The organism is Klebsiella aerogenes KCTC 2190 (genome assembly GCF_000215745.1).
GTDB lineage: Bacteria > Pseudomonadota > Gammaproteobacteria > Enterobacterales > Enterobacteriaceae > Klebsiella > Klebsiella aerogenes.
In genome coordinates, this window is record NC_015663.1 from 2,306,096 (window position 1) to 2,320,794 (window position 14,699).

At 53.2% G+C, this 14,699-nt stretch carries 14 protein-coding genes; 12 read left to right on the plus strand and 2 right to left on the minus strand.

Annotated features, from left to right (window positions below):
- Window positions 1-18 precede the first annotated feature (18 nt).
- The 4 genes from EAE_RS11040 to nhaR all read left to right on the plus strand — a co-directional run bounded on the left by EAE_RS11040 (window position 19) and on the right by nhaR (window position 3,451).
- A complete protein-coding gene (locus EAE_RS11040; RefSeq protein WP_015704349.1) occupies window positions 19-858 on the plus strand; it encodes a DsbA family protein in 840 nt (279 codons plus the stop codon).
- 59 nt (window positions 859-917) lie between these two features.
- The gene (locus EAE_RS11045) at window positions 918-1,208 is read left to right on the plus strand and encodes a hypothetical protein (RefSeq protein WP_015704350.1); all 291 of its coding nucleotides are present in this window, start codon (window positions 918-920) and stop codon (window positions 1,206-1,208) included.
- Between the two features lie 120 nt (window positions 1,209-1,328).
- Window positions 1,329-2,501, plus strand: coding sequence for a Na+/H+ antiporter NhaA (gene nhaA / locus EAE_RS11050; RefSeq protein WP_015704351.1), 1,173 nt, complete (start codon window positions 1,329-1,331; stop codon window positions 2,499-2,501).
- Between the two features lie 50 nt (window positions 2,502-2,551).
- A complete protein-coding gene (nhaR, locus tag EAE_RS11055) occupies window positions 2,552-3,451 on the plus strand; it encodes a transcriptional activator NhaR (protein ID WP_015368331.1) in 900 nt (299 codons plus the stop codon).
- 72 nt (window positions 3,452-3,523) lie between these two features.
- On the opposite strand, the gene rpsT is transcribed toward nhaR, so the two are convergent.
- Window positions 3,524-3,787, minus strand: coding sequence for a 30S ribosomal protein S20 (gene rpsT / locus EAE_RS11060; RefSeq protein WP_001518655.1), 264 nt, complete (start codon window positions 3,785-3,787; stop codon window positions 3,524-3,526).
- Between the two features lie 330 nt (window positions 3,788-4,117).
- Here rpsT and ribF point away from each other — a divergent pair, with 330 nt between their 5' ends.
- From ribF to rihC, 6 genes are all read left to right on the plus strand, one after another.
- Window positions 4,118-5,056: a bifunctional riboflavin kinase/FAD synthetase gene (gene ribF, locus EAE_RS11070; protein ID WP_015704352.1), complete on the plus strand. Its 939-nt coding sequence runs from the start codon at window positions 4,118-4,120 to the stop codon at window positions 5,054-5,056.
- A gap of 45 nt (window positions 5,057-5,101) precedes the next feature.
- Window positions 5,102-7,918, plus strand: a complete 2,817-nt coding sequence (gene ileS / locus EAE_RS11075; RefSeq protein ID WP_015704353.1) for an isoleucine--tRNA ligase — start codon at window positions 5,102-5,104, stop codon at window positions 7,916-7,918.
- Window positions 7,918-8,415, plus strand: a complete 498-nt coding sequence (gene lspA / locus EAE_RS11080) for a signal peptidase II (protein WP_015368327.1) — start codon at window positions 7,918-7,920, stop codon at window positions 8,413-8,415. Before ileS ends, lspA begins: the two co-directional genes overlap by 1 nt.
- Before the next feature lie 125 nt (window positions 8,416-8,540).
- Window positions 8,541-8,990, plus strand: a complete 450-nt coding sequence (fkpB, locus tag EAE_RS11085; protein WP_015368326.1) for an FKBP-type peptidyl-prolyl cis-trans isomerase — start codon at window positions 8,541-8,543, stop codon at window positions 8,988-8,990.
- A gap of 1 nt (window position 8,991) precedes the next feature.
- The gene (ispH, locus tag EAE_RS11090; RefSeq protein ID WP_015368325.1) at window positions 8,992-9,942 is read left to right on the plus strand and encodes a 4-hydroxy-3-methylbut-2-enyl diphosphate reductase; all 951 of its coding nucleotides are present in this window, start codon (window positions 8,992-8,994) and stop codon (window positions 9,940-9,942) included.
- Between the two features lie 67 nt (window positions 9,943-10,009).
- On the plus strand, window positions 10,010-10,924 hold the full coding sequence (gene rihC / locus EAE_RS11095; RefSeq protein WP_015704354.1) for a ribonucleoside hydrolase RihC: 915 nt from the start codon (window positions 10,010-10,012) through the stop codon (window positions 10,922-10,924).
- A gap of 3 nt (window positions 10,925-10,927) precedes the next feature.
- On the opposite strand, the gene EAE_RS11100 is transcribed toward rihC, so the two are convergent.
- Window positions 10,928-11,866, minus strand: a complete 939-nt coding sequence (locus EAE_RS11100) for a LysR family transcriptional regulator (protein WP_015704355.1) — start codon at window positions 11,864-11,866, stop codon at window positions 10,928-10,930.
- A gap of 266 nt (window positions 11,867-12,132) precedes the next feature.
- Here EAE_RS11100 and EAE_RS11105 point away from each other — a divergent pair, with 266 nt between their 5' ends.
- Together EAE_RS11105 and EAE_RS11110 are read left to right on the plus strand one after the other, a co-directional pair.
- Window positions 12,133-13,188 carry a 4-oxalomesaconate tautomerase gene (locus tag EAE_RS11105; RefSeq protein ID WP_015704356.1) on the plus strand — a complete coding sequence of 352 codons (1,056 nt, stop codon included), beginning with the start codon at window positions 12,133-12,135 and terminating at the stop codon, window positions 13,186-13,188.
- Between the two features lie 44 nt (window positions 13,189-13,232).
- Window positions 13,233-14,666, plus strand: coding sequence for an anion permease (locus EAE_RS11110; protein ID WP_015368319.1), 1,434 nt, complete (start codon window positions 13,233-13,235; stop codon window positions 14,664-14,666).
- The last annotated feature ends 33 nt before the right edge of the window (window positions 14,667-14,699 follow it).

Here is a 14,699-nt window from a genome sequence, read left to right on the forward strand (position 1 = left end):
AATAATGAGAACTCAATAATGCGCAAACTTTCCTGTAAATCGGCGGCGTGGCTAGCGCTTGGCGGCATCATCTCTTTTTCCTCGTTGGCGGCGAAGACCGACCCGGCGGTAGGTGATATTGGGCCGACCGCTGAGGCGTATATCGCCAGCCATCCGGATAAAGTTGGCGAAGCGGTAGCGACCTATCTGGCGGATCATCCCGAATTCCTGATTGCCGCCAGCGAAACGCTACATCAGCGCCAGCAGGTTGCCCAGAAGCAGGCTTATGTGCAGCTGGCGCTGCAGTACCGCTCTGAGCTGCTGAGCGACAGCTCTCCCTCCGTTGGCCCGGCGGATGCTAAAGCGGCGGTGGTGATGTTTTTTGACTACCAGTGTTCCTGGTGCAGCAAGATGTCGCCCGTGGTGGAAGCGATGGTGAAATCGAATCCTGATACGCGTTTTATCTTTAAAGAGTTTCCGATCTTTTCATCCCGCTGGCCGGTGTCTGGTTTGGCGGCGAGAATCGGCGAACAGGTGTGGCTGAACGATGGCGGGGCAAAGTATTTGGCCTGGCATAATGCCCTGTACGCCACGGGTAAAGTGGAGGGACAGCTCACCGAGCAGGATGTTTACGCGCTGGCGTCGCACTATCTCACCCAGCCGCAGATTAGGGCGGTTAAAACTGCCCAGCAGAGCGGGGCGGTACATGATGCGCTGCTGAGCAATCAGGCGCTGGCGCAGCATATGAACTTTTCCGGAACCCCGGCTTTTGTGGTGATGCCGCAGGCAGCGGCTCCGGATGCCGGGCGTATCTCGGTAGTGCCGGGCAGCACGTCGCAGGATGCGTTGCAGATGGCAATTCAGAAAGCTAAAGGTTAAGTCTCAGCACCGGGGCACTGTACCCGGTTATCAGCTTCCTCAGACCGAGGATTTGGCGTATGCAATTCAAGAAAGGCTGGTTAGGGCTGGCGGCCATTTCACTGTTCACAATTGGCGGCGCGCGGGCTCACACTGCCGGTAATATCCAATTTTTTGGCAATGTAGTTACTGAAAGTTGCTGGAACGAAACGGAAAGTAGCGAGATTTTGTGCCAGCGCGCCGATCGCATCGAACGCCACGTGATTGTGGAAAATATCACCACTTCGCTGGCTTCGGCTTACGCAACGGTGGAGAAAAGTTATCTCGATGCCGACAAGCAGCTCACTCTGCTGCGGGTGGTCTATGATTAACAAATATCGATAAAGATCGGAAAAAGCGATTCTAATGGCAATTTAAATCTGTTTTTTTCGATGTGTTTGCGGCTGTATCATACTTTTATCGAGTTATTGACCAATAAGGTGAGAGTAAAAGTGAAACATCTGCAACGATTTTTCAGTAGCGATGCTTCCGGGGGCATTATTCTAATCTGCGCCGCCGCACTGGCGATGATGATGGCCAATAGCAGCGTCACCAGCGGTCTGTATCATGCTTTTTTAGATACCCCGGTACAGCTGCGCGTCGGCGCGCTGGAAATTAACAAAAACATGCTGTTGTGGATCAACGATGCGCTAATGGCGGTGTTTTTCCTGTTAATTGGCCTGGAGGTGAAGCGTGAGATGATCCAGGGGGCGCTCGCCAGCCGCCGTCAGGCGGTGTTCCCGGTGGTTGCCGCGATTGGCGGCATGGTGGTGCCAGCGCTTATCTATTTAGCCTTCAATGCCCAGGATCCCGTTGCGCGGGAAGGGTGGGCTATCCCGGCGGCGACCGATATCGCCTTTGCGCTTGGCGTTTTGGCGCTATTAGGCAACCGGGTACCAACGGCGTTGAAAATTTTCCTGATGGCGCTGGCTATTATTGATGACCTCGGGGCGATTGTGATTATCGCGCTGTTTTATACCAACGATCTGTCGGTACTGTCGTTGGCCGTCGCCGCTGGCGCGATTGTGGTACTGGCGGCGCTCAATCTCTGCGGCGTGCGGCGCACCGGTATCTATATCCTGGTTGGTGCGGTGCTGTGGACGGCAGTACTGAAATCCGGCGTACATGCGACCCTGGCGGGGGTTATCGTCGGCTTTATGATCCCGTTGAAGGAGCAGAATGGTAAATCGCCAGCGAAGCAGCTTGAGCATGTGCTGCATCCGTGGGTTGCGTTTCTAATCCTGCCGCTGTTCGCTTTTGCCAATGCCGGGGTTTCGCTGCAGGGCGTCACGTTCGCAGGGCTGACTTCGCTGCTGCCTCTGGGGATTATTGCCGGGCTGTTTGTCGGTAAGCCGCTTGGCATTAGCCTGTTCTGCTGGCTGGCGCTGAAGTTTAAGTGGGCCTCGTTGCCGCCAGGAACCCGCTTCCCGCAGATTATGGCGGTCGGCGTACTGTGCGGAATCGGCTTCACCATGTCGATTTTCATCGCCACGCTCGCCTTCAGTAGCGTTGACCCCGGATTGATCAACTGGGCCAAGCTGGGCATTCTGATCGGGTCGATTCTGTCAGCCATCATTGGCTACATGATTCTGCGTAAGCGCGTAACGGATCCTCACAGCGTGTAACATCATCGGGAGAGCCTGCGGGCTCTCCGGGGCATATCAGGGAGAGAAGCATGTCGCATATCAATTACAACCATTTGTACTACTTCTGGCACGTCTATCGGGAAGGCTCGGTCGTCGGCGCCGCCGAGGCGCTGTATCTGACGCCGCAGACGATTACCGGGCAGATTAAGGCGTTGGAAGAACGATTACAGGGCAAACTCTTTAAACGTAAAGGACGAGGCCTGGAACCCAGTGAGCTGGGAGAGCTGGTGTTTCGCTACGCGGATCGCATGTTCACCCTGAGCCAGGAGATGCTCGATATCGTCAATTATCGCAAAGAGTCGAACCTGCTGTTTGATGTCGGTGTCGCCGATGCGCTATCCAAGCGGCTGGTGAGCGGCGTTCTGGATGCGGCGGTAGTAGAAGATGAACAAATTCACCTGCGCTGTTTTGAATCCACCCACGAGATGCTGCTGGAGCAACTGAGCCAGCATAAGCTGGATATGATTATCTCGGATTGCCCGATTGATTCAACCCAGCAGGAAGGGCTGTTCTCGGTGAAAATCGGTGAATGCGGGGTGAGCTTCTGGTGTATGAACCCGCCGCCGGAAAAACCGTTTCCCGCCTGTCTTGAGGAACGTCGTCTGCTCATTCCCGGTCGCCGTTCCATGCTCGGGCGCAAATTGCTGAACTGGTTTAATTCGCAGGGGCTGCAGGTGGAAATTCTCGGCGAGTTCGACGATGCGGCGCTTATGAAAGCCTTCGGCGCGGCGCATAATGCGATTTTTGTGGCGCCAACCCTCTATGCTCACGATTTCTATGCCGATGAGTCGATTGTTGAAATTGGCCGCATGGAAAACGTGATGGAGGAGTATCACGCTATTTTTGCCGAGCGAATGATTCAGCATCCCGCGGTACAGCGTATCTGCAACCGCGATTATTCATCGCTATTTGCGCAGCCGCAAAACTAAGTACCGGCAAACAACAGACATAAAAAAACCCGCTTTCGCGGGTTTTTTTAACAAAGTTCAGCAAGCGGGCGATTAAGCCAGTTTGTTGATCTGTGCAGTCAGGTTTGCTTTATGACGCGCAGCTTTGTTTTTGTGGATCAGACCTTTAGCAGCCTGACGGTCCACGATTGGTTGCATTTCGTTAAATGCTTTCAGTGCAGCAGCTTTGTCGCCAGCTTCGATAGCTGCGTATACTTTCTTGATGAAAGTACGCATCATAGAGCGACGGCTTGCGTTGTGCTTGCGAGCCTTTTCAGACTGAACGGCGCGCTTCTTAGCTGATTTGATATTAGCCAAGGTCCAACTCCCAAATGTGTTCTATATGGACAATTCAAAGGCCGAGGAATATGCCCGTTTAGCCTTCTTTTGTCAATGGATTTGTGCAAATAAGCGCCGTTTAAGATAACGAGGCTTCATTACGTAGTGATGGCGCAAGATTCTACCAGCTTGTTGTAGTCGAATACAGTCTTTCCACCATAAAAATCGACGGCTGCGTATAGTTTTTCCTGCATTATTACGCTGAGTGAATGAATTAGCAGGATCTTTCGTAATCGAGGTGCAATCGCTGGTTAACGTCGCCTGTTGTACAAGGTATACTCGGACGATTTTCACTGTTTTGAGCCAGACATGAAGCTGATACGCGGCATACATAATCTCAGTCAGGCCCCGCACGGGTGCGTGCTGACCATTGGAAATTTCGACGGCGTGCATCGCGGGCATCAGGCGCTGCTGCAGCGCCTGCGCGCAGAGGGCCGCCAGCTCGGTCTGCCGGTTGTGGTGATGATTTTTGAGCCGCAGCCGCTGGAGCTGTTTGCCGCCGATAAAGCGCCGGCGCGGATCACGCGGCTGCGTGAGAAGCTTGGCTACCTGGCGGAAAGTGGTGTCGACTACGTGCTGTGTGTCCGTTTCGACCGGCGTTTCGCGGCGCTGACGGCGCAAGATTTCATCAGCGAACTGCTGGTGCGTCAGCTGGGCGTGCGGTTCCTTGCCGTCGGCGATGATTTCCGCTTTGGCGCTGGTCGTCAGGGGGATTTCTTGTTATTACAGAAGGCCGGGGCGGAGTACGGTTTTGACGTCACCAGTACCCAGACCTTCTGCGAAGGTGGCGTGCGTATTAGCAGCACCGCGGTGCGTCAGGCGCTGGCCGACGATGACCTCGCGCAGGCGGAAAACCTGCTGGGGCATCCGTTTACCATCTCTGGTCGCGTCGTCCACGGCGATGAGCTGGGGCGCACCATAGGTTTCCCGACGGCGAACTTACCGCTGCGTCGTCAGGTTTCCCCGGTTAAAGGGGTCTTTGCGGTAGAAGTGACAGGGCTCGGCGATAAGCCATTACCCGGCGTCGCCAACATTGGCACTCGTCCAACGGTCTCCGGCGTGCGACAGCAGCTGGAAGTTCACCTTCTGGACGTTGTAATGGACCTCTACGGTCGCCATATAGATGTAATACTGCGTAAAAAAATACGTAACGAGCAGCGTTTTGCGTCGCTGGATGAGCTAAAAGCGCAAATCGCACGAGATGAGTTAACGGCCCGCGAGTACTTTGGGCTCACCAGGCAGGGATAATCCTACTGGTATTTATCAAACCGAAATAACGGAACCGAGAATCTGATGAGTGACTATAAATCCACCCTGAATTTGCCGGAAACAGGGTTCCCGATGCGTGGCGACCTCGCCAAACGCGAGCCGGGAATGCTGGCGCGTTGGACCGATGATGACCTGTACGGCATCATCCGTGCGGCGAAAAAAGGCAAAAAAACCTTCATTCTGCATGATGGCCCTCCTTATGCGAATGGCAGCATTCATATTGGTCACTCGGTTAACAAGATTCTGAAAGACATTATCGTTAAGTCCAAAGGACTGACGGGTTTTGACTCGCCGTACGTTCCGGGTTGGGACTGCCACGGTTTGCCGATCGAACTGAAAGTCGAGCAGCAATACGGCAAGCCGGGTGAGAAATTCACCGCCGCAGAATTCCGCGCCAAGTGCCGTGAATATGCCGCCGAGCAGATCGACGGCCAGCGTAAAGACTTTATCCGCCTGGGCGTGCTGGGCGACTGGTCGCGTCCGTACCTGACCATGGACTTCAAAACTGAAGCCAATATCATCCGCGCGCTGGGTAAAATCATCGGCAACGGTCACCTGCATAAAGGCGCTAAGCCGGTGCACTGGTGCGTTGACTGCCGTTCCGCGCTGGCGGAAGCGGAAGTTGAGTACTATGACAAAACGTCTCCGTCTATCGATGTGGCGTTCCACGCGGTAGATAAAGCCGCGGTATTGGCCAAATTCGGCGTAGCCGACGTCACTGGCCCGGTTTCGCTGGTTATCTGGACCACGACGCCGTGGACCCTGCCGGCTAACCGCGCCATCTCTCTGTCGCCTGAGTTCGACTATGCGCTGGTGCAGGTTGACGGCCAGGCGCTGATCCTGGCGAAAGACCTGGTGGAAAGCGTGATGCAGCGCATTGGCGTGGCGGATTACACCATCCTGGCGGCGGTACAGGGTTCCGAGCTTGAACTGATGCGCTTTAAGCATCCGTTCCTCGATTTCGATGTGCCGGCGATCCTTGGCGACCACGTGACGCTGGATGCGGGTACCGGCGCGGTACATACCGCCGGCGGCCACGGCCCGGACGACTACACTATCAGCCAGAAATATGGACTGGAAATCGCCAACCCGGTTGGCCCGGACGGTTCTTATCTGCCGGGGACTTACCCGTCTCTGGATGGTATCAACGTCTTCAAAGCCAACGACATCATCGTCGAGATGCTGCGTGACAGCGGCGCGCTGCTGCACGTGGAAAAAATGCAGCACAGCTATCCGTGCTGCTGGCGCCACAAATCGCCGATCATCTTCCGCGCTACCCCGCAGTGGTTCGTCAGCATGGATCAAAAAGGCCTGCGCGCGCAGTCTCTGAAAGAGATCAAAGGCGTGCAGTGGATCCCGGACTGGGGCCAGGCGCGTATCGAATCGATGGTTGCCAACCGTCCTGACTGGTGTATCTCCCGTCAGCGTACCTGGGGCGTGCCGATGTCGCTGTTCGTGCATAAAGAAACCCACGAGCTACACCCGCGCACCCTCGAACTGATGGAAGAAGTGGCGAAACGCGTTGAAGTTGACGGCATCCAGGCGTGGTGGGATCTCGATTCCCGCGACATCCTTGGCGATGACGCCGACAGCTACGAAAAAGTGCCGGATACCCTCGACGTGTGGTTTGACTCCGGGTCCACCCACTCTTCTGTGGTCGATGTGCGTCCGGAATTCGCCGGTCACGCCGCGGACATGTATCTGGAAGGCTCCGATCAGCATCGCGGCTGGTTCATGTCTTCGCTGATGATCTCCACGGCGATGAAAGGCAAAGCGCCATATCGTCAGGTACTGACCCACGGCTTCACCGTCGACGGTCAGGGCCGCAAAATGTCCAAGTCTATCGGTAACACCGTTAGCCCGCAGGACGTGATGAACAAACTGGGCGCCGATATTCTGCGTCTGTGGGTGGCTTCCACCGACTATACCGGCGAAATGGCGGTCTCTGATGAGATCCTCAAACGCGCCGCGGACAGCTATCGTCGTATCCGTAATACCGCGCGCTTCCTGCTGGCGAACCTTAACGGTTTCGATCCGGCAAAAGATATGGTTAAACCGGAAGAGATGGTCGTTCTGGACCGCTGGGCGGTCGGCTGCGCGCAGGCGGCTCAGGAAGATATCCTCAAAGCCTACGAATCCTACGACTTCCACGAAGTGGTGCAGCGCCTGATGCGCTTCTGCTCCATCGAAATGGGCTCGTTCTATCTCGACATCATCAAAGACCGCCAGTACACCGCGAAAGCGGACAGCGTGGCGCGTCGCAGCTGCCAGACCGCGCTGTTCCATATCGTGGAAGCGCTGGTGCGCTGGATGGCGCCGATCATGTCCTTCACCGCGGACGAAATCTGGGGCTATCTGCCGGGCGAGCGTGAAAAATACGTCTTCACCGGCGAGTGGTATGAAGGCCTGTTCGGCCTGGCCGACGACGAAGCGATGAACGACGATTTCTGGGATGAACTGCTGAAAGTGCGCGGCGAAGTCAACAAGGTGATCGAGCAGGCGCGTGCTGATAAGAAAGTCGGTGGTTCTCTGGAAGCGGCGGTTACGCTGTATGCCGATGCTGACCTGGCGGCCAAGCTCAACGCACTGGGCGAAGAATTACGATTTGTCCTGTTGACCTCCGGCGCTAACGTTGCCGATTATGCACAGGCTCCGGCTGATGCCTGGCAGAGCGATCTGCTGAAAGGGCTGAAAGTGGTCCTGAGCAAAGCCGAGGGCGAGAAGTGCCCACGCTGCTGGCATTACACCAGCGATGTCGGCAAGGTGGCGGAACACGCAGAAATCTGCGGTCGCTGTGTCAGTAACGTCGCCGGTGACGGCGAGCAACGTAAATTCGCCTGATGAGTAAATCGATCTGTTCAACGGGGCTACGCTGGCTGTGGGTCGTCGTAGCCGTGCTGATTATCGATCTGGGCAGCAAATTCCTGATCCTCCAGAACTTCGCTCTGGGGGAGACGGTTTCGCTGTTCCCATCGCTTAATCTGCATTATGCGCGCAACTACGGCGCGGCTTTTAGCTTCCTCGCCGACAGCGGCGGCTGGCAGCGCTGGTTCTTCGCCGGGATTGCCGTTGGTATCTGCGTGGTGCTGGCGGTGCTGATGTATCGTTCGAAGGCGACGCAAAAGCTGAACAACATTGCCTACGCGCTGATCATTGGCGGCGCGCTGGGCAACCTGTTCGACCGTCTGTGGCACGGCTTTGTGGTCGATATGATCGACTTCTATGTCGGCGACTGGCATTTCGCCACCTTCAACCTTGCCGATAGCGCCATCTGCATCGGCGCGGCGCTGATCGTGCTGGAAGGCTTCTTGCCTTCCAGTGATAAAAAAACATCATAATAAATTGCCGGATGGCGACGCGAGAGCGTCTTATCCGGCCTACAGTATATATCGCCCTTTGTTTGCCCGGTAAGCGCAGCGCCATCGGGCAAACAAGCGGCGGCAATATAAAAGAGCAAACCTGCATGTCTAACTCTGTACAGAGCAACAGCGCGGTGCTGGTGCACTTCACGCTGAAACTGGATGATGGCTCCACCGCCGAATCCACGCGCGGCAACGGCAAACCAGCGCTGTTTCGTCTTGGTGATGCCTCGCTTTCCGAAGGGCTGGAGCAGCATCTGCTGGGGCTGAAAGCCGGCGATAAAACCACGTTCTCGCTGGAACCTGACGCCGCCTTTGGCGTACCTAGCCCGGATCTGATCCAGTACTTCTCTCGCCGCGAGTTTATCGACGCCGGCGAGCCGGAAATCGGCGCGATTATGCTCTTTACCGCAATGGATGGCAGCGAAATGCCCGGTGTGATCCGCGAAGTGAACGGCGATTCCATCACCGTCGACTTCAACCATCCGCTGGCCGGGCGTACCGTTCATTTTGATATTGAAGTGCTGGAAGTCGATCCGGCGCTGGAGGGGTAAGATGCAGATCCTGTTGGCTAACCCGCGCGGTTTTTGCGCCGGCGTTGACCGCGCTATCAGCATTGTAGAAAACGCGCTGACGCTGTACGGCGCGCCGATCTACGTTCGTCACGAAGTTGTCCATAATCGCTACGTCGTCGATAGCCTGCGCCAGCGTGGGGCGATTTTTATCGAACAGATTAGCGAAGTGCCGGACGGCGCGATCCTGATTTTCTCCGCCCACGGGGTTTCGCAGGCAGTACGCAACGAAGCGAAGAGTCGTGACCTGACGGTTTTCGACGCTACCTGCCCGCTGGTAACTAAAGTCCATATGGAAGTCGCCCGCGCCAGCCGCCGCGGCGAAGAGTCGATTCTGATTGGCCACGCCGGGCATCCGGAAGTTGAAGGCACCATGGGCCAGTACAATAACCCCGAAGGGGGCATGTATCTGGTTGAGTCGCCGGAGGATGTGCTGACGCTGGAAGTGAAAAACGATGCCCGACTGTCGTTTATGACCCAGACCACGCTCTCCGTCGATGATACTTCTGACGTTATCGACGCGCTGCGCGAGCGCTTCCCGAAAATCGTCGGCCCGCGTAAAGACGATATTTGCTACGCCACCACCAACCGTCAGGAAGCCGTACGCGCGCTGGCGGAGCAGGCTGATGTGGTGCTGGTGGTCGGTTCGAAAAACTCTTCGAACTCCAATCGCCTGGCTGAACTGGCGCAGCGAATGGGGAAAGCGGCCTATCTTATCGACGATGCCACCGATATCCAGGAACAATGGGTTAAGTCTGCTGCCTGCGTTGGGGTAACAGCGGGCGCGTCGGCCCCGGATATCCTGGTGCAGAATGTGATTGCCCGTCTGCAGGAGCTGGGCGGCGGCGAAGCGGTGCCGTTGGAAGGCCGTGAAGAGAATATCGTTTTCGAGGTGCCGAAAGAGCTGCGTGTAGATGTCCGTGAAGTAGAATAAGTTCTTTCACCCAGCAGTATGAGAAGATGCCAGACTTAACGTCTGGCATTTTTTTTGGGAGAAAACCATGCGCTTACCGATTATTCTCGACACCGATCCGGGTATTGACGATGCGGCGGCGATCGCCGCCGCGCTCTTCTCGCCGCAGTTGGATTTGCAATTAATGACCACGGTGGCGGGCAACGTCTCGGTGGAAAAGACGACCCGCAACGCGCTGCAACTGCTGCATTTCTGGAATGCCGATGTACCGCTGGCGCAAGGCGCGTCGATGCCGCTGGTACGTCCGTTGCGCGATGCCGCCTCGGTGCATGGCGAGTCCGGCATGGAGGGTTATGATTTCGTCGAACATAACCGTCAACCGCTGGCAAAACCGGCATTTCAGGCGATCCGCGATGCGTTGATGCACGCGCCGGAACCCGTGACCCTGGTGGCCATCGGCCCGCTAACCAACATTGCCTTGCTGATAACGCAGTATCCTGAGTGCCTGTTTAATATTCGTCGACTGGTGCTGATGGGCGGCTCGGCCGGGCGCGGTAACTTTACCCCCAACGCCGAGTTTAATATCGCCATTGATCCTGAAGCCGCCGCGAAAGTCTTCCAGAGCGGGCTGGAGATTGTGATGTGCGGGCTGGATGTCACCAATAAGGCGATGCTGAATGCGGACTATCTGGTCACACTGCCAACGCTCAATCAGACAGGCAAAATGCTTCATGCGCTATTTAGCCATTATCGCAGCGGCAGTATGAGCAGCGGTCTGAGAATGCATGATTTATGCGCTATTGCGTGGTTGGTTCGTCCGGATCTGTTTACGCTCAAACCCTGCTTTGTGGCGGTAGAGACGCAGGGGACCTGGACGGCTGGCGCTACCGTGGTAGATATCGAAGGGCGTCTGGGACAACCGGCCAACGCACAGGTGGCGTTGGATTTGGATGTCGCGGGTTTTCAACATTGGGCGGCGGAGGTTTTCGCTCTCGCGCCATGACAGTTATAGCTGCTGGTGTGAATCGACCACATTACACCATAACTCGCTCGCTTCATCCGTCCACATGAGCAGTAATAATGACGCGAAGCGTTCAGCCGCTGCGGAAAGAGGGCGGTTTTTAACGCGAATCATGCCAAGCGTGCGCCTGATTACCGGTTCGACCAGCGGCACGCTGACGACAGCGCTGTTAGCGTGATGCGGCATGGCCAGGCAGGGCAAGGCCGATATGCCAAGCCCCGCCTCGACCAGACCCAGAGAGGTGGATAAGTGTCTGACTTCGTAAAACCAATCTAATTTCCATGGCTTATCCTGCAGGCAACTTTCAATCAGTTGCCGATTACCGCTCGAGCGTCTGACGCCAACTAATCTCTGCGAGACGAGCTCCCGCCATTCCACTAATTTTTTACTGGCCAGCGGATGATCCTGCCGGCAAGCCAGCACGAAGGGTTCATTAACGAGTGGGCTAAATTCGATGTCGGGATGTGTGATGAAGTTCATATTTATTCCAAAATCGACTTTGCCTTTTCTCACCGAGGCCATGCAATTTTCTATACCTTGTTCATAAATTCGAACTTTGATATGGGGGTAACGCTGATTAAATTGAACGATGGCGCGAGGTAAAAAATAAAATACTGCCGTCGGGATACAAGAAAGCGTTACCGTATCATGCACATTAGAAGTCAGGTTGCTGATGTTAAAAATGGCGGCATCAAGGCTGGCAATCAGTGACTTTGCGTTTGGAAGAAGCATTTTTCCTGCTTGAGTGAGCATGATTTTTCGGGTGGTTCTTTCGAAAAGGGCTGTATTGAGGTTACTTTCTATTTTTTGTATTTTGCGGGTCAATGCGGGTTGCGTCAGGTTAAGTACTTCTGCCGCTTTGCTAAATGAACCCAACTCGGCAACAGTGACAAAAGCTTTCATTCCGGATAGTTCATTGTTCATTGCTGCTCCGTAATCAGAAATAAATAATTTATATATAGAATGGCTCTGTTAATTATTGCCATGACGATAGTTGTTATTAATGTTTTGTAGGTATAAGTCTTATTTTTATATTTTATCAATCACTATCTTCCTTGCAAGTAGAATCAGATGGTAAACGGTTGTGCGAGTAAATGAATAATAAAGTAAATAAAAAACTTTAAATACATTAAGTGCATTAAATTCACGCCCCGTTTATTTAATCTTTTTATATTTGTAAGGAACATGTTATGAAACAAATTCCGTGTGTTCTCATGCGTGGTGGAACATCAAAAGGCGCTTTCCTGTTAGCAGATGATCTACCAGAAGATATTCAAAAACGTGATGAAACATTATTAACTATCATGGGTTCTGGCCATGAACTGGAAATTGATGGCATTGGCGGCGGGAGTCCGCAAACCAGTAAAGTGGCTATTGTCAGTAAATCGACCAGCCAGCAAGCGGATATTGACTACTTATTTGTACAGGTCATTGTCAATGAGCGACGGGTTGATATTACGCCTAATTGCGGCAACATGCTGTGCGCAGTCGGCGGGTTTGCTATCGAAAAAGGACTTGTCGCGGCGAATTCCCCAGTAACGCGGGTGCGAATCAGAAACGTCAATACCAACACCTTTGTTGACGCAGACATTCAAACCCCGGACGGCCAGGTTGTTTATGAAGGAGATACCCATATTGATGGCGTTCCAGGGCATGCGGCCCCGGTAGGCCTGACATTCTTAAACGCCGCCGGGGCGAAATCGGGCCAGCTTTTCCCAACCGGCAACCGGGTTGATATTTTTGATGATACTCGCGTCACCTGTATCGATATGGCGATGCCGATGGTTATTATTCCAGCGCATAGCTTGGGTAAAACAGGGTATGAATCGGCGGCGGAATTAGATCAGGATAAAGAATTTTTTCAGCGCCTTGAATCAATACGTAAGCAAGCAGGCGTGGCAATGGGGTTTGGCGATGTCTCGAACATGGTAATACCTAAACCAGTGCTGGTTGCTCCACCTCAACATGGTGGAACGCTGAGTGTTCGGTATTTCATGCCTCATAACTGTCATAAATCGTTGGCTATTACGGGCGCTATCGGTCTGGCGAGTTCTTGTATTATTGCTGATACCGTAGTTAACGAGCTGACGAGAATGTCGGGTGAGGGATTAATCAGAGTTGAACACCCTAGCGGAAGTATTGACGTCAGTTTAAGTAATGCTAATGAAACTCCTGAAAATATTCGCGCATCGGTGATTCGTACCGCACGTAAAATTCTTTCTGGCATGGTTTATCTCCCTGAATAATTGCGGCTGCGCACTTATAAAATTCATTCAGGTAAGGGATTGAAATGGATAAAAAAACATTATGCAAGCTATTAGTGCTTGTTGCCATCCCATTGCTTATTAGTCTATTTCCGGCCCCGGCTGGGTTGACTGAACTTGCATGGGTATTGTCAGGTATTTATCTGGCTGCAATTGTTGGTTTAGTGATTAAACCATTTTCTGAACCAGTCATACTGTTAGTCGCTGTGGCTGCCTCCATGGTTATCATTGGCAATTTAGGTGATGGTTCAATAAAATCATCGAGCGTATTAAGTGGCTATGCATCAGGTACCACCTGGTTGGTGTTTTCTGCATTTACCTTAAGTGCCGCTTTTGTTATTACTGGTTTAGGTAAACGGATTGCATATATTCTTATTGGCAAGATAGGGAGTACCACACTTGGCTTAGGCTATGTTACCGCCTTTCTGGATCTGATTCTTTCACCCGCGACACCGTCGAATACGGCCCGTGCTGGCGGTATCGTATTACCTATCATCAATAGCGTGGCTGTCGCGCTAGGGTCGGAACCAGAGCATACGGCAAAACGCGTTGGTCATTATTTAATGATGAACGTCTATATGGTTACCAAAACCACCAGTTATATGTTCTTTACCGCCATGGCGGGTAATATCCTGGCGCTCAAAATGATTGAGGATATTTGCCATATCAAATTGAGCTGGGGTGGATGGGCATTGGCTGGCATATTGCCAGGCTTAATCATGCTGTTACTGACACCGCTTATAACCTATAAGCTATATCCGCCCGAATTAAAAAAAGTAGATAATAAAGCCATTGCCAAAGAAGGTCTTGAGTCTTTAGGGCCGATGACCTTGCGTGAGAAAATGCTCTCCTGCTTGTTTGTGATGGCGTTAGCGGGTTGGGTATTTAGCACTTCGCTTGGGGTTAATGAATCAACGGTGGCGATTTGCGTCATGGCGTTGATGCTGATATTAAAAATTGTTACCTGGGATGATGTCATTAAAAATAAAGGTGGCTGGAACACACTAATTTGGTACGGCGGTATCATTGGTTTGAGTTCTTTGCTTTCCAAAGTTGGTTTTTTCTTGTGGTTGGCCGAGTTACTGAAAAATAACATTTCATTTGGCAGTCATAGTACGCTGGCATTCGTTGTCATCGTCGCGTTGAGTATACTGGTTCGTTATTTCTTTGCCTCGGGCAGCGCCTATATTGTGGCGATGGTTCCGGTCTTTGCCATGCTGGCGAATGTTTCCGGTGCGCCAGTTATGTTAACCGCGTTAGCGCTGCTGTTTAGTAATTCCTATGGCGGTATGGTCACCCATTATGGTGGCGCGGCTGGCCCGGTTATATTTGGGGTTGGTTATAATGATATTAAATCCTGGTGGATTGTTGGCGGTATATTAGCGCTGTTAACTTTTATTCTGCATATCACCGTTGGGGTATGGTGGTGGGAATTATTAATGTACTGGAAAGTGATTTAACTTGAAGTTTATAAAACGCTGCATCACCTGCTT